This is a genomic window from Trabulsiella odontotermitis (assembly GCF_001297775.1).
In the GTDB taxonomy this organism is placed as follows: domain Bacteria; phylum Pseudomonadota; class Gammaproteobacteria; order Enterobacterales; family Enterobacteriaceae; genus Trabulsiella; species Trabulsiella odontotermitis.
Genome location: NZ_LIFX01000004.1, coordinates 145,295 through 164,680, shown reverse-complemented (window position 1 = coordinate 164,680; position 19,386 = coordinate 145,295). Strand labels below are relative to the sequence as shown.

The 19,386-nt window shown below is 55.7% G+C and carries 19 protein-coding genes; 12 read left to right on the top strand and 7 right to left on the bottom strand.

From position 1 onward, the window contains the following. Window position 1 precedes the first annotated feature (1 nt). The 7 genes from AOY23_RS06355 (at window position 2) to AOY23_RS06325 (ending at window position 7,142) form a co-directional block, all read left to right on the top strand. A complete protein-coding gene (locus tag AOY23_RS06355; protein WP_054178640.1) occupies window positions 2-463 on the top strand; it encodes an NUDIX hydrolase in 462 nt (153 codons plus the stop codon). A 52-nt stretch (window positions 464-515) separates the two neighbouring features. Continuing rightward, entirely contained in the window at window positions 516-1,628 is a 1,113-nt protein-coding gene (mnmA, locus tag AOY23_RS06350; RefSeq protein ID WP_054178641.1) for a tRNA 2-thiouridine(34) synthase MnmA, read from the top strand. Window positions 1,629-1,655: 27 nt separating this feature from the next. Then, window positions 1,656-2,297: a high frequency lysogenization protein HflD gene (gene hflD / locus AOY23_RS06345; RefSeq protein WP_054178642.1), complete on the top strand. Its 642-nt coding sequence runs from the start codon at window positions 1,656-1,658 to the stop codon at window positions 2,295-2,297. Window positions 2,298-2,300: 3 nt separating this feature from the next. Beyond that, window positions 2,301-3,671, top strand: coding sequence for an adenylosuccinate lyase (purB, locus tag AOY23_RS06340; protein ID WP_054178643.1), 1,371 nt, complete (start codon window positions 2,301-2,303; stop codon window positions 3,669-3,671). Window positions 3,672-3,797: 126 nt separating this feature from the next. Continuing rightward, on the top strand, window positions 3,798-4,469 hold the full coding sequence (phoP, locus tag AOY23_RS06335) for a two-component system response regulator PhoP (RefSeq protein ID WP_054178644.1): 672 nt from the start codon (window positions 3,798-3,800) through the stop codon (window positions 4,467-4,469). Further along, on the top strand, window positions 4,469-5,938 hold the full coding sequence (phoQ, locus tag AOY23_RS06330) for a two-component system sensor histidine kinase PhoQ (RefSeq protein ID WP_054178645.1): 1,470 nt from the start codon (window positions 4,469-4,471) through the stop codon (window positions 5,936-5,938). The genes phoP and phoQ overlap by 1 nt, the downstream gene beginning before the upstream one ends. Before the next feature lie 82 nt (window positions 5,939-6,020). Then, window positions 6,021-7,142, top strand: coding sequence for a ribosomal protein uL16 3-hydroxylase (locus AOY23_RS06325; protein ID WP_054178646.1), 1,122 nt, complete (start codon window positions 6,021-6,023; stop codon window positions 7,140-7,142). A gap of 57 nt (window positions 7,143-7,199) precedes the next feature. On the opposite strand, the gene AOY23_RS06320 is transcribed toward AOY23_RS06325, so the two are convergent. Both AOY23_RS06320 and pepT read right to left on the bottom strand, forming a co-directional pair. Then, window positions 7,200-7,691, bottom strand: coding sequence for an REP-associated tyrosine transposase (locus AOY23_RS06320; RefSeq protein ID WP_054178647.1), 492 nt, complete (start codon window positions 7,689-7,691; stop codon window positions 7,200-7,202). Between the two features lie 72 nt (window positions 7,692-7,763). Next, window positions 7,764-8,987, bottom strand: a complete 1,224-nt coding sequence (gene pepT / locus AOY23_RS06315) for a peptidase T (protein ID WP_054178648.1) — start codon at window positions 8,985-8,987, stop codon at window positions 7,764-7,766. 223 nt (window positions 8,988-9,210) lie between these two features. Between pepT and potA the strand changes: the two genes are divergently transcribed. Genes potA through potD form a run of 4 tightly spaced genes read left to right on the top strand, consistent with a single transcriptional unit; the run spans window position 9,211 to window position 13,060 of the window. Further along, window positions 9,211-10,371, top strand: a complete 1,161-nt coding sequence (gene potA / locus AOY23_RS06310) for a spermidine/putrescine ABC transporter ATP-binding protein PotA (RefSeq protein WP_072170946.1) — start codon at window positions 9,211-9,213, stop codon at window positions 10,369-10,371. After that, complete coding sequence (potB, locus tag AOY23_RS06305) at window positions 10,355-11,212, top strand: spermidine/putrescine ABC transporter permease PotB (protein WP_054178650.1); 858 nt, start codon at window positions 10,355-10,357, stop codon at window positions 11,210-11,212. Before potA ends, potB begins: the two co-directional genes overlap by 17 nt. Beyond that, a complete protein-coding gene (gene potC / locus AOY23_RS06300; protein WP_054178651.1) occupies window positions 11,209-11,988 on the top strand; it encodes a spermidine/putrescine ABC transporter permease PotC in 780 nt (259 codons plus the stop codon). The genes potB and potC overlap by 4 nt, the downstream gene beginning before the upstream one ends. Window positions 11,989-12,013: 25 nt before the next feature. After that, window positions 12,014-13,060 carry a spermidine/putrescine ABC transporter substrate-binding protein PotD gene (potD, locus tag AOY23_RS06295; RefSeq protein WP_054178652.1) on the top strand — a complete coding sequence of 349 codons (1,047 nt, stop codon included), beginning with the start codon at window positions 12,014-12,016 and terminating at the stop codon, window positions 13,058-13,060. Between the two features lie 40 nt (window positions 13,061-13,100). Here potD and cobB read toward each other — a convergent pair whose 3' ends face one another. From cobB to lolC, 5 genes are read right to left on the bottom strand one after another with little or no spacing between them, the layout of a single operon-like run. After that, a complete protein-coding gene (cobB, locus tag AOY23_RS06290) occupies window positions 13,101-13,922 on the bottom strand; it encodes a Sir2 family NAD+-dependent deacetylase (RefSeq protein WP_054178653.1) in 822 nt (273 codons plus the stop codon). A gap of 19 nt (window positions 13,923-13,941) precedes the next feature. Further along, complete coding sequence (nagK, locus tag AOY23_RS06285) at window positions 13,942-14,853, bottom strand: N-acetylglucosamine kinase (protein WP_054178654.1); 912 nt, start codon at window positions 14,851-14,853, stop codon at window positions 13,942-13,944. A 51-nt stretch (window positions 14,854-14,904) separates the two neighbouring features. Beyond that, window positions 14,905-16,149 carry a lipoprotein-releasing ABC transporter permease subunit LolE gene (lolE, locus tag AOY23_RS06280; RefSeq protein WP_054178655.1) on the bottom strand — a complete coding sequence of 415 codons (1,245 nt, stop codon included), beginning with the start codon at window positions 16,147-16,149 and terminating at the stop codon, window positions 14,905-14,907. Continuing rightward, complete coding sequence (gene lolD, locus AOY23_RS06275; RefSeq protein WP_054178656.1) at window positions 16,149-16,850, bottom strand: lipoprotein-releasing ABC transporter ATP-binding protein LolD; 702 nt, start codon at window positions 16,848-16,850, stop codon at window positions 16,149-16,151. The genes lolE and lolD overlap by 1 nt, the downstream gene beginning before the upstream one ends. Then, window positions 16,843-18,042 carry a lipoprotein-releasing ABC transporter permease subunit LolC gene (gene lolC, locus AOY23_RS06270; protein ID WP_072170934.1) on the bottom strand — a complete coding sequence of 400 codons (1,200 nt, stop codon included), beginning with the start codon at window positions 18,040-18,042 and terminating at the stop codon, window positions 16,843-16,845. Before lolC ends, lolD begins: the two co-directional genes overlap by 8 nt. A 195-nt stretch (window positions 18,043-18,237) precedes the next feature. Here lolC and AOY23_RS06265 point away from each other — a divergent pair, with 195 nt between their 5' ends. Then, window positions 18,238-19,302 carry an acyltransferase family protein gene (locus AOY23_RS06265; RefSeq protein ID WP_054178657.1) on the top strand — a complete coding sequence of 355 codons (1,065 nt, stop codon included), beginning with the start codon at window positions 18,238-18,240 and terminating at the stop codon, window positions 19,300-19,302. Window positions 19,303-19,386: the final 84 nt, after the last annotated feature.

Here is a 19,386-nt window from a genome sequence, read left to right as displayed (position 1 = left end):
GATGTTTAAGCCGCACGTAACCGTCGCCTGCGTGGTGCATGCCAGAGGCAAATTTCTGGTCGTCGAAGAGACGATTAATGGCAAGGCGCTGTGGAACCAGCCTGCCGGGCACCTTGAAGCGGATGAAACCCTGGTGCAGGCCGCCGAACGCGAGTTGTGGGAAGAGACCGGTATTCGCGCCACGCCACAGCATTTCATTCGCATGCATCAGTGGCTGGCACCGGACAAAACTCCCTTTCTGCGCTTCCTGTTTGCTATCGACCTTAACGATACGTGCGCGACTGAACCGCACGACAGCGACATCGATCGCTGCCTGTGGCTGACAGCAGAGGAGATCCTCAACGCGAAAAACCTGCGTTCTGCGCTGGTTGCCGAAAGCATCCGTTGCTGGCAGAGCGGTGAGCGTCACCCGTTGTCGCTGGTCGGAGAATTTAACTGGCCGTTTACAGAGGGTGTCAAGTGAGGGGGCGCGTGCTAGAATACGCCGCCTTGAAGTTCAATGTCGTGAGTATTCCATGTCAGATAACAGCCAGAAAAAAGTGATCGTCGGCATGTCCGGCGGTGTCGATTCCTCCGTTTCCGCGTACCTGTTACAACAACAGGGCTATAAAGTGGAAGGCCTGTTCATGAAGAACTGGGAGGAAGACGATGGCGAGGAATACTGCACCGCTGCTGCGGATCTGGCCGATGCACAGGCGGTCTGCGACAAACTCGGTATTGAACTGCACACCGTAAACTTTGCCGCAGAATACTGGGACAATGTGTTCGAACATTTCCTGGCGGAATATAAAGCCGGGCGCACGCCGAATCCGGATATTCTGTGTAATAAAGAAATCAAATTTAAAGCCTTCCTCGAATTTGCCGCTGAAGATCTCGGTGCGGATTATATCGCCACCGGTCACTACGTGCGCCGTGCGGACGTTGACGGCAAAAGCCGCCTGCTGCGTGGGCTTGACGGTAACAAAGACCAGAGCTACTTCCTCTATACCCTCGGCCATGAGCAAATCGCCCAGAGTCTGTTCCCGGTCGGGGAACTGGAAAAGCCGCAGGTGCGTAAAATTGCCGAAGAGCTGGGGCTTATCACCGCGAAGAAAAAAGACTCCACCGGTATCTGCTTTATCGGTGAACGTAAATTCCGTGAGTTCCTGGGTCGCTACCTGCCCGCACAGCCGGGTAAAATCATTACCGTTGATGGCGATGAAATTGGCGAACATCAGGGGCTGATGTACCACACGCTCGGCCAGCGCAAAGGGCTCGGCATCGGCGGCACCAAAGAAGGGACCGAAGATCCGTGGTATGTGGTCGATAAAGACGTTGAAAATAACGTGCTGGTGGTGGCGCAAGGGCATGACCACCCTCGCCTGATGTCCGTCGGGCTGATTGCCCAGCAGTTGCACTGGGTTGATCGCCTGCCGTTTACGGGCACGCTGCGCTGCACAGTCAAAACCCGCTACCGTCAGACTGACATCCCCTGCACCATTACGGCGTTAGAGGACGATCGCATCGATGTCCGTTTTGACGAGCCGGTCGCCGCCGTAACGCCAGGACAGTCCGCCGTCTTCTACAGCGGCGACGTCTGCCTCGGCGGCGGGATTATCGAGCAGCGTCTGCCGCTGCCTGTTGAATAAGCCAATTGCGCACAGAAAGGAGCAAGTGTGGCGAAGAATTATTATGACATCACGCTGGCGCTGGCAGGGATCTGCCAGTCAGCCCGACTGGTGCAACAACTGGCACATCAGGGACATTGTGATAGCGATGCCCTGCACGTTTCGCTGAACAGCATTATCGATATGAACCCGGCGTCAACGCTGGGCGTTTTTGGCGGCAGCGAAGCCAATCTTCGTACCGGTCTGGAAACCCTGTTGGGCGTTCTGAACGCCAGCAGCCGTCAGGGGCTTAATGCCGAACTGACCCGCTATACCCTCAGCCTGATGGTGCTTGAGCGTAAACTGGCCGCCAGCAAAGGGGCAATGGATACGCTGGGTAACCGCATTGCCGGGCTGCAACGCCAGCTTGACCATTTTGACTTACAATCTGAAACGCTGCTCAGCGCAATGGCTGGCATCTACGTTGATGTGATTAGCCCGCTGGGCCCGCGCATTCAGGTCACTGGCTCGCCCGCCGTTCTGCAAAGCCCGCAGGTGCAGGCCAAAGTGCGTGCCTCGCTGCTCGCCGGTATTCGTGCCGCGGTGCTGTGGCACCAGGTCGGCGGTAGCCGACTGCAGCTCATGTTTTCCCGTAAGCGCCTGACCACTCAGGCGAAACAAATTCTCGCTCATTTAACTCCGGAGTTGTGATTTATGGAATTATCCTCCCTGACCGCCGTTTCCCCTGTCGATGGACGCTACGGCGATAAAGTCAGCGCGCTGCGCGGGATTTTCAGCGAATACGGCTTGCTGAAATTCCGTGTACAGGTTGAAGTACGCTGGCTGCAAAAACTGGCCGCGCACGCAGCGATCAAGGAAGTTCCTGCTTTTGCTGCCGACGCAAACGGTTACCTGGATAAGATCGTCGCTGATTTCAACGAACAGGATGCTGCGCGCATCAAAACCATTGAGCGCACCACCAACCACGACGTGAAAGCGGTTGAGTATTTCCTGAAAGAGAAAGTGGCGGATATTCCGGCGCTGCATGCTGTGTCTGAGTTCATCCACTTCGCCTGCACTTCGGAAGATATCAACAACCTGTCGCACGCGCTGATGTTAAAAACCGCGCGTGATGAAGTGATCCTGCCCTACTGGAGCCAGATCATCGCGGCAGTGAAAGCGCTGGCGGTGGAGTATCGCGATATCCCGCTGCTGTCGCGCACCCACGGTCAACCGGCCACGCCATCCACCATGGGTAAAGAGATGGCGAACGTCGCTTACCGTATGGAGCGCCAGTACCGTCAGTTGAATCAGGTGGAAATCCTCGGCAAAATCAACGGCGCGGTAGGTAACTATAACGCCCATATCGCCGCCTACCCGGAAGTGGACTGGCATGAATTCAGCGAAACGTTCGTCTCCTCGCTGGGTATTCAGTGGAACCCGTACACCACGCAGATCGAGCCGCACGACTACATTGCTGAGCTGTTCGACTGCATCGCGCGCTTCAACACCATTCTGATCGACTTCGACCGTGACGTCTGGGGTTATATCTCGCTGGGTCACTTCAAACAGAAAACCATCGCCGGGGAGATTGGTTCCTCAACGATGCCGCATAAAGTGAACCCGATTGACTTCGAAAACTCGGAAGGCAACCTCGGCCTCGCCAACGCCGTGATGCAACATCTGGCCAGTAAACTGCCGGTCTCACGCTGGCAGCGTGACCTGACGGATTCCACGGTGCTGCGTAACCTCGGCGTGGGCATCGGCTATGCGCTGATCGCTTACCAGTCCACGCTGAAAGGCATCAGTAAACTGGAAGTGAACCGCGAGCATCTGCTGGATGAACTGGATCACAACTGGGAAGTGCTGGCTGAGCCCATCCAGACGGTGATGCGCCGTTACGGCATCGAAAAGCCGTACGAAAAACTGAAAGAGCTGACCCGCGGCAAACGTGTCGACGCGGAAGGCATGAAACAGTTCATCGACAGTCTGGCCCTGCCGGACGCTGAGAAAACCCGCCTGAAAGCCATGACGCCAGCCAACTATATTGGCCGGGCGATTCAGATGGTTGACGACCTCAAATAATCTGCACCATCCCCTTCTGTCCGCCGGGCAGAAGGGTTCTCTCTCCCCGGTTTAAGCAATGTTTATCCCCACCGCGCCATAATCAGCGTTAAACTAGAGACATCGCAAAGAAAAGGGAGTCAGGCTATGCGCGTACTCGTTGTTGAGGATAACGCCCTGTTACGCCATCACCTCAAAGTACAGCTCCAGGAAATGGGGCATCAGGTGGATGCCGCAGAAGACGCCAGAGAAGCGGATTACTATCTCGGCGAACACCTTCCTGATATCGCTATTGTTGACCTCGGGCTGCCGGACGAAGACGGCCTGTCGCTCATTCGCCGCTGGCGCAGCCACGACGTTTCATTGCCGGTGCTGGTGCTGACCGCACGGGAAGGCTGGCAGGATAAAGTCGAAGTGCTGAGCGCCGGTGCGGACGACTACGTCACCAAACCGTTCCATATCGAAGAAGTCGCCGCACGGATCCAGGCGCTGATGCGTCGCAACAGCGGGCTGGCCTCGCAGGTGATCTCCATGCCACCGTTTCAGGTGGATCTGTCGCGTCGTGAGCTGTCGATTAACGACGAGGTGATCAAACTGACCGCTTTTGAATACACCATCATGGAAACGCTGATCCGCAACAACGGCAAAGTGGTGAGCAAAGATTCGCTGATGCTCCAGCTCTATCCCGATGCGGAATTGCGCGAGAGCCACACCATTGATGTGCTGATGGGGCGTCTGCGGAAAAAAATCCAGGCACAGTATCCGCACGACGTGATCACCACCGTGCGCGGCCAGGGTTATCTGTTCGAACTCCGCTGATGGGCAGACTGTTACGGCATTTTCTGCCGCTCTCCCTGCGCATCCGCTTTCTGCTCGCCACCGCCGCTGTGGTGCTGGTGCTGTCGCTGGCGTACGGGATGGTGGCGCTGGTCGGCTACAGCGTCAGCTTCGATAAAACCACCTTCCGTCTGCTGCGCGGCGAAAGTAACCTCTTCTATACACTGGCGAAATGGGAAAACGGCAAGGTCAGCGTTGAGATGCCCGAAAATCTCAGCCTGCAAAGCCCCACCATGGCGCTGATTTACGACAGGCATGGCAAACTGCTGTGGACGCAACAGGACGTGCCGTGGCTGGTTGAGCGCATCAGCCCGGACTGGTTGAAAACCAACGGTTTTCACGAAATAGAGGCCGATATCAACGCCAGCAGTGCGCTGATCCGTAGCGATCACGAAGTTCAGCAGCAGCTTAATGAAATTCGTGAAGGTCATGACGATTCAGAAATGACCCACTCGGTGGCGGTGAATATCTACCCGGCAACCGCCCGTATGCCGGAACTGACGATTGTGGTGGTCGATACCATCCCTATCGAACTCAAGCGTTCATACATGGTGTGGAGCTGGTTTGTGTACGTGCTGGCCGCCAACCTGTTGCTGGTGATCCCGCTGTTGTGGCTGGCGGCGTGGTGGAGCCTGCGGCCCATTGAGGCGCTGGCGCGGGAAGTGCGCGAACTGGAAGAGCATCACCGTGAGGCGCTGAACCCGGAAACCACCCGCGAACTCACCAGTCTGGTGCAAAACCTGAACCGTCTGCTGAAAAGCGAGCGCGAGCGCTATGACAAATACCGCACCACCCTCACTGATCTGACCCACAGTCTGAAAACACCGCTGGCCGTTCTGCAGAGCACGCTGCGCTCGTTACGCAGTGAAAAGCTGACCGTTAGCGAGGCCGAGCCGGTGATGCTGGAGCAGATCAGCCGCATCTCGCAGCAGATTGGTTACTTTCTCCATCGCGCCAGCATGCGCGGCGGTACCGGGATCCTCAGCCGTGAACTGCACCCGGTGGCGCCGCTGCTGGATAACCTCATCTCGGCGCTGAACAAAGTTTATCAGCGTAAAGGGGTAAACCTCTCGCTCGATATTTCGCCGGAGACCAGCTTTGTCGGCGAGAAAAATGACTTTATGGAAGTGATGGGCAACGTGCTGGATAACGCCTGTAAATACTGCCTTGAGTTTGTCGAGGTCTCGGCGCGCCTGACGGATGATCATCTGCATATTATTGTTGAAGATGATGGTCCCGGCATCCCGCGCGGCAAACGCACGCTGGTGTTTGACCGCGGTCAGCGGGCGGACACGCTGCGCCCCGGCCAGGGTGTCGGGCTTTCCGTGGCACGTGAAATCGCCGAGCAGTACGACGGCAGCATCAGCGCAGGCGACAGCCCGCTGGGCGGCGCGCGCATGGAAGTGATTTTTGGCCGCCAGCATAGCGGAAGCAAAGAAACATCCGTATGACATAAATTTAACGGCGCCTGCATCGTTCTGCAGCAGGTTCCGTTATAATCCGTCTCAGCTACCTGCCTGCGGAATCATAAATATGGACTATCACTTAACACTCAACTGGCCCGACTTTATCGAACGCTACTGGCAAAAACGTCCGGTGGTGTTGAAGCGGGGCATTGCTAATTTTCTCGATCCCATCACCCCTGATGAGCTGGCGGGGCTGGCGATGGAAAGCGAAGTCGACAGTCGTCTGGTCAGCCATCTCGACGGCAAATGGCAGGTCAGCCATGGTCCGTTCGAGAGCTATGATCATCTGGGTGAAAGCAACTGGTCGCTGCTGGTTCAGGCGGTCAACAACTGGCATGAACCGACCGCCGCACTGATGCGCCCTTTCCGCGCACTGCCTGACTGGCGCATCGACGATCTGATGATCTCTTTCTCTGTGCCCGGCGGCGGCGTTGGCCCGCACCTTGATCAATACGACGTGTTTATCATTCAGGGCACCGGCCGTCGTCGCTGGCGCGTGGGCGAAAAAGTGCCGATGAAACAGCACTGCCCGCATCCTGACCTGCTGCAGGTGGATCCGTTTGACGCCATCATTGATGAAGAGATGGAGCCCGGCGATATTCTGTATATTCCGCCGGGATTCCCGCACGAAGGTTACTCGCTGGAGAACTCGCTGAACTACTCCGTCGGTTTCCGCGCACCGAGCGGCCGGGAAATGATCAGCGGTTTTGCCGACTACGTGCTGCAACGCGAGCTGGGCAGTCTGCGCTATACCGATCCTGACGTGCCGGGGCGTGATCACCCTGCGGATATTCTGCCGTCAGAACTTGATCGCCTGCGCGAAATGATGCTGTCGCTGATTAATCAGCCTGAGCACTTTAATCAGTGGTTCGGCGAGTTTGTTACCCAGTCCCGTCATGAACTGGATATCGCGCCGCCGGAGCCGCCTTATCAGCCAGATGAGATCTATGATGCGCTGAAGCAAGGCGACAAGCTGGTACGTCTCGGCGGGTTGCGCGTGCTGCGCATCGATGGCGAGGTTTATGTGAATGGCGAAAAGATTGACTCGCCGCACCGTCCGGCACTGGAAGCACTGGCCAGCCACATCGTGCTGAACGACAGCCACTTTGGTGATGCGCTGGAGGATCCGCCGTTCCTCGCCATGCTCGCCGCGCTGGTCAATAGCGGTTATTGGTTTTTTGAGGATTAAACCCACCAGCGACGCGTAGTATTGTAGGCCCAGTAAGCGTCAGCGCCACCGGGCATTTTACTTCCGCTCTCCCGCATCCATATTATCCACCTCGCCTGCCCAATTTCCCGGGTATAACCCATTTCGAACGTCACGATGAAACGTTGAATAGGGCCATTCCTTGACGAGACGAACCCACCCATGCTTCACCGGATTAATATAGATGTAATCCATGTGTCGCCTGTAATCTTCTTCATTACGAATGGTGTGTTCCCAAAAACGCGGTTGCCAGATCCCGACCGCATTGATTCCTTTGGTGAACGTCTTCTTAATATCACGCCAGCGACCGGAATAGTCGCTGTCATCTTCTGGCAGCGTCCAGATACAGTGCATATGTTCCGGCAAAATCACCCAGGCGTTAATCCTGAAGGGTTTCTGTCGGTTAACCGTGCGCACAGCGTCACGAAGCATCTGAATATGACGTATTAGCAGATCGCTTTGTCGATTTTGCAGATTAACAGTGAAAAACCAGGTGCCGCCATTAACGTATGAACGGCGATAGTTTGACATATGGGCGAATCCTTGCCTTTTGCCGGGTGGCGGCTACGCCTTACCCGGCCTACGTTATCTAACCGCCCAGCTTTAATGTTTTGTGGTTAACTCGGCGATTCGCACAATCACCTGCACCGCTTTTTCCATGCCTTCCAGCGTCACGAACTCGTGCTTACCGTGGTAGTTATACCCGCCGGTAAACAGGTTCGGGCACGGCAGTCCCATGAAAGAGAGCTGGGCGCCATCGGTGCCGCCGCGAATGGGTTTCAGCTGCGGTTCGATGTCGCAATCCTGCATTGCCTGGCGGGCGATCTCCAGAATATGCGGATGCTCCATGACTTTATCGCGCATATTGTAATAGCTGTCTTCAATCACCAGTTCGATGTAGCAGTCCGGATGCAGACCCTTACCGACTTTTTTGGCGATCTCCATCATCTTACGTTTGCGCGCTTCAAACTGCTTACGGTCAAAATCGCGGATGATGTAGTGCATTTCGGCGCGGTCCACCGAGCCTTTGATGCTGGCGAGGTGGTAGAACCCTTCGTAACCTTCTGTGGTTTCAGGCGTTTCATCCGTCGGGACTTCAGTATGAATGCGCGTCGCCAGCGTCAGGGCGTTCACCATCACCCCTTTTGCGGTTCCGGGATGTACGTTATTACCGACTATTTTGATGGTCACGGACGCCGCGTTGAAGTTTTCATACTCCAGCTCACCGACGCCGCCACCGTCCACGGTATACGCCCACTGAGCGTCAAACGCGGGAACGTCAAAAAACTTCGCCCCTTTGCCCACTTCTTCGTCCGGGGTAAACGCGACGCGGATATCACCGTGCGGGATATTTTTCCCTTTCAGCGTCGCCAGCGCGGTCATGATTTCCGCGACACCGGCTTTGTCATCGGCTCCCAGCAGCGTTTTACCGTCGGTGGTGATCAGCGTCTGACCCAGCAGATGATGCAACACAGGGAACATCACTGGTGAAAGCACTTCGTCACCAATACCGAGGGCAATATCACCGCCGCGGTAGTTCTCGACGATCTGCGGGTTGATATTTTTACCGCTGAAGTCCGGCGATGTATCGACGTGAGAAATGAATCCAATCGCCGGGATATCACCTGGCACGTTGGCGGGCAGCGTCCCCATTACGGTGCCTTTATCACTCAGGGTGACGTTAACCAGTCCCATCTCTTCCAGTTGTTCTTTGAGCAGACGCAACAGCTTCCACTGTCCCTCAGTGCTCGGTACCTGACGCACGCCAGGCTTAGACTGCGTATCCAGAGAAACGTACTGTAAAAAACGCTCAAGTAATTTATCCATGTAGTCACCCTCATTTTTTGTGACAACATTATCAGGAAGCGCGAAAACACAAATATTGCGTCAGGTCACTTTTAGACCTGCAAGCGCCAATTTTTTTCATTCCGCGATGAAATGAAATAAAGGTCGCTTATCAATGTATAACAAGGATTGGAGATTACTGTGGTTTGCCGTAGAATGTCCGCCCTCATTAAGAGTCACCAAGGTGGTTAACCACACACCCCGCATCGGCAATTTCCGTTGCGTTGATAAGGGACAGAGTAAAAAATTGACTACACAACCGTGTTCGCTGTCACCGCTGGTACATCTGGCGGGGATTTGCAAAAGCTTTGATGGGAAAGCAGTCATCGCAGATTTGAATCTGACCATCAAAAACGGTGAATTTCTCACCCTGCTGGGGCCGTCTGGCTGCGGTAAAACCACTGTACTGCGCCTGATTGCCGGGCTGGAAAATGTTGATGTCGGCAGGATCCACCTTGAAGGCCACGACATCACTGATGTTCCCGCTGAAGATCGCCACGTCAACACAGTCTTTCAGAGTTACGCGCTGTTCCCGCACATGACGGTTTTTGAAAACGTCGCCTTTGGTCTGCGAATGCAAAAAACCCCGGCGGCTGAAATCCCTCCGCGTGTGACTGACGCCCTGCGAATGGTGCAGCTCGAAGAGTTCGCGCAACGCAAACCGCATCAGCTCTCCGGTGGTCAACAACAACGTGTGGCGATTGCCCGCGCCGTGGTCAACAAACCGCGCCTGCTGTTGCTCGATGAATCCCTCTCCGCGCTCGACTATAAGCTGCGCAAGCAGATGCAGAACGAACTCAAAGCCCTGCAGCGTAAGCTTGGCATCACTTTCGTGTTTGTCACTCATGACCAGGAAGAGGCGCTGACCATGTCCGACCGCATCGTGGTGATGCGCGACGGTCGTATTGAGCAGGACGGTTCGCCGCGTGAAATCTATGAAGAGCCGAAAAACCTGTTTGTCGCCAGCTTCATCGGCGAAATAAACCACTTCGACGCCACGGTGATTGAACGTCTCGACGAACACCGCGTTCGCGCGAACGTGGAAGGCCGCGAGTGTAATATCTACGTCAATTTTGCCGTTGAGACAGGCCAGAAGCTGAATGTGCTGTTACGTCCGGAAGATTTACGCGTTGATGAAATCAACCATGACAACCACATCGAAGGGCTGATCGGTTACGTACGCGAGCGTAACTACAAGGGGATGACGCTGGAGTCGGTGGTCGAGCTGGAAAGCGGTAAAATGGTGCTGGTCAGCGAGTTCTTCAACGAAGACGACCCGGATTTTGACCACTCCCTCGATCAAAAAATGGCGATCAACTGGGTAGAAAGCTGGGAGGTGGTACTGGCTGATGAAGAACACAAGTAAATTCCAGAATGTGGTGATCGTCACTATCGTCGGTTGGCTTGTGTTGTTCGTTTTCCTGCCCAACCTGATGATCATTGGCACCAGTTTTCTGACCCGCGACGATACCCGTTTCGTCAGCCTGGTCTTTACGCTGGACAACTATACGCGCCTGCTCGATCCGCTCTATTTCGATGTGCTGATGCACTCGCTGAATATGGCGGTGATCGCCACCCTCGCCTGTCTGGTGCTGGGTTATCCCTTTGCGTGGTTTCTGGTTAAACTGCCGAAAAAAGTCCGGCCACTGCTGCTGTTTCTGCTGATTGTCCCCTTCTGGACCAACTCGCTGATCCGCATCTACGGCCTGAAAATTTTCCTCAGCACCAAAGGCTATCTTAACGAGTTTCTGCTGTGGCTGGGGGTGATTGATACGCCGATGCGCATCATGTATACCCCCGGCGCGGTGATTATCGGTCTGGTGTATATTCTGCTGCCATTTATGGTGATGCCGCTTTATTCCAGCATTGAAAAACTGGATAAACCGCTGCTGGAAGCGGCGAGAGATTTGGGCGCCAGCAAATTCCAGACCTTTGCCCGGATCATCATCCCGTTGACCATGCCGGGGATCGTTGCCGGTTGCCTGCTGGTGATGCTCCCGGCGATGGGGCTGTTTTACGTTTCCGATCTGATGGGCGGTGCGAAAAACCTGCTTGTGGGTAACGTCATCAAGAGCCAGTTCCTCAATATCCGCGACTGGCCGTTCGGTGCCGCCACCAGCATCACGCTGACCGTGGTGATGGGGCTGATGCTGCTGGTGTACTGGCGCGTCTCACGCATGCTGAATAAAAAGGTGGAACTGGAATGATCGGCCGACTGCTTCGCGGCGGTTTCATGACCGCCATTTACGCTTACCTGTATATCCCGATCATTATCCTGATCGTCAATTCGTTTAACCATTCGCGTTTCGGCATCAACTGGCAGGGGTTTACCACTGACTGGTATAACCTGCTGCTGAATAACGACAGCCTGCTGCAGGCCGCACAGCACTCACTGACCATGGCGGTGTTCTCTGCGACTTTTGCGACACTGATTGGCTCACTCACTGCCGTCGCGCTGTATCGCTACCGTTTTCGCGGTAAGCCCTTTGTCAGCGGCATGCTGTTCGTGGTGATGATGTCGCCGGATATCGTGATGGCGATTTCCCTGCTGGTGCTGTTTATGCTGCTGGGTGTCCAGTTAGGCTTCTGGTCGCTGCTGTTTTCGCACATCACCTTCTGCCTGCCCTTTGTGGTGGTGACGGTCTTTTCGCGACTGAACGGTTTTGATGTGCGGATGCTGGAAGCGGCGAAAGATCTCGGCGCCAGCGAGATAACCATTCTGCGCAAAATCATTCTGCCGCTGGCAATGCCTGCCGTCGCGGCGGGCTGGCTGCTGAGTTTTACCCTGTCGATGGACGATGTTGTCGTTTCGTCATTCGTCACCGGGCCGGGTTATGAAATTCTGCCATTGAAAATTTACTCAATGGTGAAAGTCGGCGTGTCACCTGAGGTGAACGCGCTGGCGACCATTCTGTTGGTTCTGTCGCTGGTGATGGTCATTGCCAGCCAGGTTATTGCTCGAGATAAAACAAAGAGCCTGTGAGGCTCGCTATTCAGGGGACGTTAAAATGAAAAAATGGTCACGCCACCTGCTCGCGGCAGGCGCTCTCGCACTGGGCATGAACGCGGCACACGCGGACGACAGCAAAACGCTCTATTTCTACAACTGGACGGAATATGTGCCGCCGGGACTGCTGGAGCAATTCACGAAAGAGACGGGCATTAAGGTTATCTATTCGACCTATGAATCGAATGAAACCATGTACGCCAAGCTCAAAACCTATAAAGACGGCGCGTACGATCTGGTGGTGCCTTCCACCTATTTCGTCGACAAAATGCGCAAAGAAGGCATGATTCAGAAGATCGACAAAACGAAGCTGACCAACTTCCATAATCTCGATCCTGACATGCTCAACAAGCCGTTCGATCCGAGTAACGACTATTCCATCCCGTATATCTGGGGCGCAACCACCATTGGCGTGAACAGCGACGCGATTGACCCGAAAACCGTCACCCGCTGGGCTGATTTATGGAAACCGGAATACAAAGGCAGCCTGCTGCTGACCGACGATGCCCGTGAAGTGTTCCAGGTGGCGCTGCGCAAGCTGGGGCTTTCCGGTAACACCACCAACCCGAAAGAGATTGAAGCGGCTTATAACGAGCTGAAAAAGCTGATGCCGAATGTGGCGGCGTTCAACTCCGATAACCCGGCGAACCCGTACATGGAAGGGGAAGTGAATCTGGGGATGGTGTGGAACGGCTCTGCGTATGTGGCGCGTCAGGCAGGCACGCCGCTGGAAGTGGTCTGGCCGCAGGAAGGCGGTATTTTCTGGATGGACAGCCTTGCTATTCCGGCTAATGCGAAAAACGTTGATGGTGCGCTGAAACTGATTAACTTCCTGCTGCGCCCTGATGTGGCAAAACAGGTGGCGGAAACCATCGGCTACCCGACGCCAAACCTGGCAGCACGTAAATTGCTGAGCCCGGAAGTGGCGAATGACAAGTCACTTTATCCGGATGCGGAAACCATCAAACATGGCGAATGGCAGAACGACGTCGGCGATGCCAGCCGTCTTTATGAAGATTACTACCAGAAGCTGAAAGCGGGCCGGTAATAGCATCACCCTCTCCGCTCTGGAGAGGGTGAATCACTGATCACAGTCCTTTCAGTAATTTCTCGACAAACTCAGGCACCACCTGGCTTGCCAGTCCGTAATGTTTCTCTTCAAACTCACTGCCGACCTGGCTTGGTTCGAGATTCAGTTCAACGGTATGCGCGCCATGCAGTTTCGCTTCATGCACAAAACCGGCGGCAGGATAGACGTGGCCCGACGTGCCGATGGCGATAAACACATCCGCCGTTGCCAGCGCGCTGTAGATCTCATCCATACCGAGCGGCATTTCGCCGAACCACACCACATGCGGGCGCAACAGCGCCGGAAACTGGCAGCAGTGGCATTTATCGTCAGCCGTGACATCACCCGTCCATTCCAGCACCTGGCCGCTCCATGAACAGCGAACCTTCAGCAGTTCGCCGTGCATATGGATCACACGCTGGCTCCCGGCTCTTTCATGCAGGTTATCAATGTTCTGCGTCACCAGCGTAAAGCGATCGCCGAGCGCTTCTTCCAGACGCGCTAACGCTTTGTGTGCTTCGTTCGGCGCAATTTCCGGTTGTTGTAACTGGTGACGACGGGCGTTATAGAACGCCTGTACCAGCGCCGGATCGCGGGCGAAACCTTCCGGTGTCGCCACATCTTCCACCCGATGCTCTTCCCATAACCCGTCCGCCGCGCGGAACGTGCGGATCCCGGATTCGGCGGAAATCCCCGCCCCGGTCAGCACAACGACTCTCGGCTTTTCCATCGCTTCCGGCATCACTTTATCTCTGAAAAAAATCCGCTGACGCAGACGTTCGCGCAGCCGGCGTTTGTTACGGCGAAAACGACTCAGTCGATGTAAGCGACGCGTCAGCATAACAACACAACCCCTGTTATTAGTCAGTAAGATGGAGGAACGCGGCTCCGCGCATTCCTCCTGCATCCCCGTGGCGCGCCTGTTCAATGCGCGGCACACGAGCGACGGGTAACAGATGACGCGGCAAACGTGCCGCAAGGCCCTCTGTTATGGCACTAAAATTAGACAATCCGCCGCCAATTACCAGCAGATCAGGATCGACTATAGTCAGAATATTGCCAAGACAAACGGCAAGCAAATCCAGATAGCGTTCGACGTGCTCACGCGCACGCGCATCACCCTGCTGCCAGAGAGCAACAATGTCGGGTGACGAGAGTGATTGTTGGTAGAAATGTTCGTACAGCCAGGCAAAACCCCGGCCTGAAAGATAATTTTCGATGCACCCCAGTTGCCCGCAACCGCAGCGCGTCAGCGGGAAATCGCGGCCGACCACCTCAAGGGCATCCACCGGCAGGCGAATATGACCAAACTCGCCGGTAATGTAGCTGTGCCCGGTGATCGACTTGCCGTTCAGCACCAGCCCACCGCCGACGCCGGTGCCGAGGATCAGCCCCATCACCAGCGGATATTGGGTAAATTCGTCGTCCCAGGCTTCGGAGAGCGCAAAACAGTTGGCATCGTTGTCGAGACGAACATCGCGCCCGAGCCGTGCGCTGAGATCCGCCCGCAGCGGTTTTCCGCTGGCAGCAGGAACGTTGGCGGCATACAGCGTGCCGTCTGCCGTTTCCGGCATGCCGGGAATGCCGATGCCCACCGAACCCTGGCCGCCAAAGCGCGCATCGGCCTGCGCCACCAGCGCGGCGATGGCTTCTATAAATTCGTCGTAGCTGTCGCGCGGCGTGGAAACACGGGTTTCCCACTGTAAGCGCAGATTGTCATCAAATACGCCCAGCGCAATTTTAGTGCCGCCAATATCAAATCCATAATACATAACGCATTCCTCTTTCTGATTTGGCGGCAGAGCCGTCAAACCATGACGAAATTACTGACCACTTAACACCCTCGCTGGATCTATTCGACTGGCGCGGCGGGCGGGATACCAGCTTGCCAGCAAACTCAACAACAGTGCGGTGACCAGCACATAAAAGACATCCAGCCAGTGCAGTTCAGACGGCAGGAAGTCAATAAAATAAATATCGCCGGACAGGAACTGATGGCCGGTCAGCGATTCAATGCCTTTGATAATCGGCGTTAACTGGAAGGCGCAAATCACACCAATCACCACGCCAATCAGGCTCCCCAGCAACCCGGCGAGCAGACCATACCAGACGAAAATGGCGCGGATCAGGCCGTCTTTAGCCCCGAGCGTACGCAGCACAGCGATGTCGCCGCTCTTATCTTTCACCGCCATCACCAGCGTCGAGACGATGTTAAAACAGGCCACGCCGATCACCAGCACCATCGCCAGATACATGATGGCGCGGATCATCTGGATATCGCGATACATATAGCCGTAGGTGCCTATCCAGCTCTTAATATATACGTAACTGTTGGTCACTTCGCCCGCGTCCCGCACCAGTTTATTGGCGCTGAACACATCATTCACTTTAATAGCGATACCGGTGACGCTGCTGCCCATATCGAGATAGTGCTGCGCATCCTGCAAGGGGACCATCGCAAAACTGTGATCCAGTTGACCGCTCAGTTGCAGGATCCCGGTGACGTGCAGGCGCACGCGTTTTGGTTGCAGCAGCTTATGTTCGTCGTCGGAATTGGGGATCATGATCGACACCCAGTCGCCCTGCTTTACATGCAGCGCATCGGCAATGCCTTTGCCGAGGATGATTTGCTGTTCGCCCGCTTTAAAGCTGGCCCAGGCGTTATTCTGCACGAAATTCGGCAGTGCGCTGAGACGGCTCTCCTGCGCCGGTTCAACGCCCTTCACCTGAATGGCACGCAGGTTGCTGCCGCTTTCGATCAGGCCAGTGAAATTGATATACGGCGCAGCGGCGGCAATACCGTTGACCTTTTCCACTTTGCTGAGCGCGACGTTCCAGTCGTTCCACGGCTGGTTGACTGGCTCAATTTCGCCGTGCGGCACCACCGCCAGAATGCGGTTATTCAGCTCACGCTCAAAGCCGTTCATCGCGCTCAGACCGACGATCAATACTGCCACCCCGAGGGCAATCCCGACGGTGGAAATCACCGAGATCAGCGACACCATGCCGCTACGACGACGCCCCCGGCTGAAGCGTAAGCCAATCAATAACGATAACGGGGAAGCCATTAATCTGCTCCCATCAGGGTCGTTTCTTCCGACAGATGACCGTCACGCATCTCCAGCTGGCGGCTCATGCGCTTCGCCAGATGCAGATCGTGCGTCACCACCAGAAACGCCGTTCCCTGCGAGGCGTTGAGCTCACCGAGCAACTGGAAAATGCTGTCAGCGTTGCGGGCGTCGAGGTTACCGGTTGGTTCGTCCGCCAGCACCAGACGAGGATTATTCACCAGCGCACGGGCAATCGCCACGCGCTGACGCTCACCGCCGGAAAGCTCAGACGGCCGGTGATTCGCCCGGTGTCCCAGCCCTACCGCTTCCAGCATCGCCAGTGCGCGTTGCTGGATTTCCGCCGGTTTTTTCCGGCCAATCAGCAGCGGCATCGCGACGTTTTCCTGCGCGGTAAAATCCGGCAGCAGATGGTGAAACTGGTAGATAAAGCCCAGGTCGCGGTTACGCAGCTCCGCTTTTGCCGCGGAAGAAAGCTGGCTCAGCGGCTGACCGCTGAAAATCACATCCCCGGAGGTGGGTGTATCCAGCCCGCCCAGCAGATGCAGCAGCGTACTTTTACCGGAGCCGGAGCTGCCGACAATCGCCATCATCTCCCCTTCCTTCACGCTGAAGCTGACGTTGTGCAGCACATCCGTCTGGACCGAGCCTTCCTGATAGCGTTTGCACAGGTTGTCGCATTGCAACAGGATCTTATTCATAACGTAATGCCTCAGCGGGTTGAGTGGCGGCAGCGCGCCAGGAAGGGTAAAGCGTAGAAAGTAAAGCAATCGCCATCGCCACCAGCGCGATCAGCACTACCTGCAGCGGTTCGATGGCAACCGGTAGCGCCGCGCCATCCAGGAACGCGCCGATGACCGGCATCAGGTTATTGAGCTGGCTGGCAAGTAGCACGCCAAGCAGTGCGCCGAGCAGCGCGCCGATGATCCCGGCGCTGGCGCCCTGCACCATAAAGACCGCCATGATCTGACGCGGCGTAAGCCCCTGCGTTTGCAGAATGGCGACTTCGCCTTGTTTTTCCATCACCATCAGCCCCAGCGAGGTGATGATGTTAAATGCCGCGACGGCGACGATCAGGCTCAGCAGCAGCCCCATCATATTTTTTTCCATCCGGACGGCCTGGAACAGTTCGCCTTTGCGATCGCGCCAGTCCTGCCATTTCGTGCCCTCCGGCAGCGTTTGCTGACTCAGGGTATCAACCTGTAAGGGCTGATCCAGCCACAGACGCCAGCCGGTGATATTCCCGGCCGGATAGCGCAGCAGGCGCGAGGCGTCCTGAATATTCACCAGCATCTGATAACCGTCCACTTCGCTGTTGGCGGCAAAGGTACCGATGATGGTGAACAGACGCTGGCTCGGCAAGCGCCCCATCGGGGTGAACTGGCTGGCGGAAGGCACCATCACGCGGATTTGCTCGCCGCGCTTCACGCCCAGCTGACCGGCAAGCTGCTCGCCAAGAATGATGTTGTATTTGCCCGCTTCGAGATCGGTTTGTTTGACGTTCACCAGATACGGCGTCAGGGGATCTTTTTGTGCCGGATCGATACCCAGCATCACGCCTACCGCAACGCTACGCGCGCTTTGCAGCACTACATCACCGGTGGAGAGCGGCGCAATACGGTTCACGCCCTGTAATTTCAGCGCGTCTGACGGCAGCGTCTGCGGGTTAATCGACCCCTGCTTCGCGCCAAGAATGGCCTGCGGCATCAGCCCCAGAATGTTGTTTTGCAGCTCGCGTTCAAAGCCGTTCATCACCGACAGCACAGTCACCAGCGCCATCACGCCAAGGGTGATGCCGATAGTCGACAGCCAGGAGACAAAGCGACCGAAGCGGTCCGCTGCACGCCCGCGCATATAGCGAAGGCCGATAAATAGTGCGACAGGTTGGTACATGTAATCCGTCTGGTTACTGATAGCAGATGCACGAGTATATAAGCGAAAGCGCGGAGCGTAAATCTGAGAAGTCAGATCTGACGGGCCTGATCTTAATCTGAAAATGAACAAAATACAGAATGTTACTCATTACTCAGCGCGCTGCGCCCGGCACGATCCCTCTTTCATTTATGGCAAAGAAAGGCATTGAGCGCGATGAAACAAAAAGCGTTGTGGATCAACCAAATCAAGGGATTATGCATCTGTCTGGTGGTAGTGTATCACTCGGTGATCACCTTCTATCCCCACCTGAGCGGCTTCCATCATCCCTGGTCAGAGACGCTGGCGAAGTGCTGGGTTTACTTTAATTTGTATCTGGCGCCGTTTCGTATGCCGGTATTCTTCTTTATTTCAGGCTTTCTGATCCGTCGTTATATTGACGACGTCAGCTGGCGTGACGGGTTTAACAAGCGCATCTGGGCGATTTTCTATGTGCTGATGCTGTGGGGCATACTGCAATGGCTGGCGCTGAGTGAAATCAACCTCTGGCTGGCGCCGGAGCGCGATCTGAGCGAGGCGTCCAATGCCGCCTATGCGGGCAATACCAGCGAATTTCTGCACGGTATGCTGACCGCCAGCACCAGCTTGTGGTACCTCTACGCGCTGGTGGTCTACTTCATCTTCTGCAAAGTCACACACCGCTTCAAAGCGCCGACGCTTATCGCACTGGCGTTACTCAGCATCGCCATTAATTTCCTCCCTTCACCGTGGTGGGGAATGAACAGCGTGCTGCGTAATGTGATTTACTATGCGCTGGGCGCCTGGTACGGCACCGCGCTGATGGAGTGGATGAAGTGCTTCAACCTGCGCCGTTACTGGCTACTGCTCGCGGCAGCGGCAGTTTTCGCCGTGGTCACCTGGTTTGCCCGTACGCCGTTGTTTCTGTCGCTGCTGTCGATTTTCATGATCATGAAGCTGTTTTACGCCGTCGGACGTCGCATCGAGCCGCGGGAAGCGGGTTTGCTGAATGTAATAGGTTCCAATACGATCGCTATCTACACCACACATCGCATTCTGGTGGAGATTTTCAGCCTGACGGCGCTGCATTATCTGACCGCGACGAATGATTCCGCCGCCGTCGAACTGGGGCTAATCCTGGTCTATCCGTTCCTGTCGCTGGGGTTGTGCGTGCTGGCCGGGCTTGCGGCGCGCCGCCTCTCCCGTGCGGTGTTTGGCGATGTGCTTTTTACGCCCCCCTCACGAACGTTTGCTAATGTGTAACGATCGGGGATAATAATCAGCATTGAATTTCAGCGATTTGCCCCCATACTTCGGGGCAAATCCTTACGAGATACTGATGTCATT

What these genes read in the sequence shown, in the direction of transcription:
- AOY23_RS06320 (WP_054178647.1), bottom strand. Translation starts at nt 7,691, where the DNA reads ATGTCAAACTATCGCCGTTCATACGTTAATGGCGGCACCTGGTTTTTC.
- nagK (WP_054178654.1), bottom strand. Translation starts at nt 14,853, where the DNA reads ATGTATTATGGATTTGATATTGGCGGCACTAAAATTGCGCTGGGCGTA.
- cobB (WP_054178653.1), bottom strand. Translation starts at nt 13,922, where the DNA reads ATGCTGACGCGTCGCTTACATCGACTGAGTCGTTTTCGCCGTAACAAA.
- lolC (WP_072170934.1), bottom strand. Translation starts at nt 18,042, where the DNA reads ATGTACCAACCTGTCGCACTATTTATCGGCCTTCGCTATATGCGCGGG.
- potB (WP_054178650.1), top strand. Translation starts at nt 10,355, where the DNA reads ATGAAGAACACAAGTAAATTCCAGAATGTGGTGATCGTCACTATCGTC.
- potC (WP_054178651.1), top strand. Translation starts at nt 11,209, where the DNA reads ATGATCGGCCGACTGCTTCGCGGCGGTTTCATGACCGCCATTTACGCT.
- phoP (WP_054178644.1), top strand. Translation starts at nt 3,798, where the DNA reads ATGCGCGTACTCGTTGTTGAGGATAACGCCCTGTTACGCCATCACCTC.
- phoQ (WP_054178645.1), top strand. Translation starts at nt 4,469, where the DNA reads ATGGGCAGACTGTTACGGCATTTTCTGCCGCTCTCCCTGCGCATCCGC.
- AOY23_RS06265 (WP_054178657.1), top strand. Translation starts at nt 18,238, where the DNA reads ATGAAACAAAAAGCGTTGTGGATCAACCAAATCAAGGGATTATGCATC.
- pepT (WP_054178648.1), bottom strand. Translation starts at nt 8,987, where the DNA reads ATGGATAAATTACTTGAGCGTTTTTTACAGTACGTTTCTCTGGATACG.
- lolE (WP_054178655.1), bottom strand. Translation starts at nt 16,149, where the DNA reads ATGGCTTCCCCGTTATCGTTATTGATTGGCTTACGCTTCAGCCGGGGG.
- potD (WP_054178652.1), top strand. Translation starts at nt 12,014, where the DNA reads ATGAAAAAATGGTCACGCCACCTGCTCGCGGCAGGCGCTCTCGCACTG.
- mnmA (WP_054178641.1), top strand. Translation starts at nt 516, where the DNA reads ATGTCAGATAACAGCCAGAAAAAAGTGATCGTCGGCATGTCCGGCGGT.
- lolD (WP_054178656.1), bottom strand. Translation starts at nt 16,850, where the DNA reads ATGAATAAGATCCTGTTGCAATGCGACAACCTGTGCAAACGCTATCAG.
- purB (WP_054178643.1), top strand. Translation starts at nt 2,301, where the DNA reads ATGGAATTATCCTCCCTGACCGCCGTTTCCCCTGTCGATGGACGCTAC.
- AOY23_RS06355 (WP_054178640.1), top strand. Translation starts at nt 2, where the DNA reads ATGTTTAAGCCGCACGTAACCGTCGCCTGCGTGGTGCATGCCAGAGGC.
- AOY23_RS06325 (WP_054178646.1), top strand. Translation starts at nt 6,021, where the DNA reads ATGGACTATCACTTAACACTCAACTGGCCCGACTTTATCGAACGCTAC.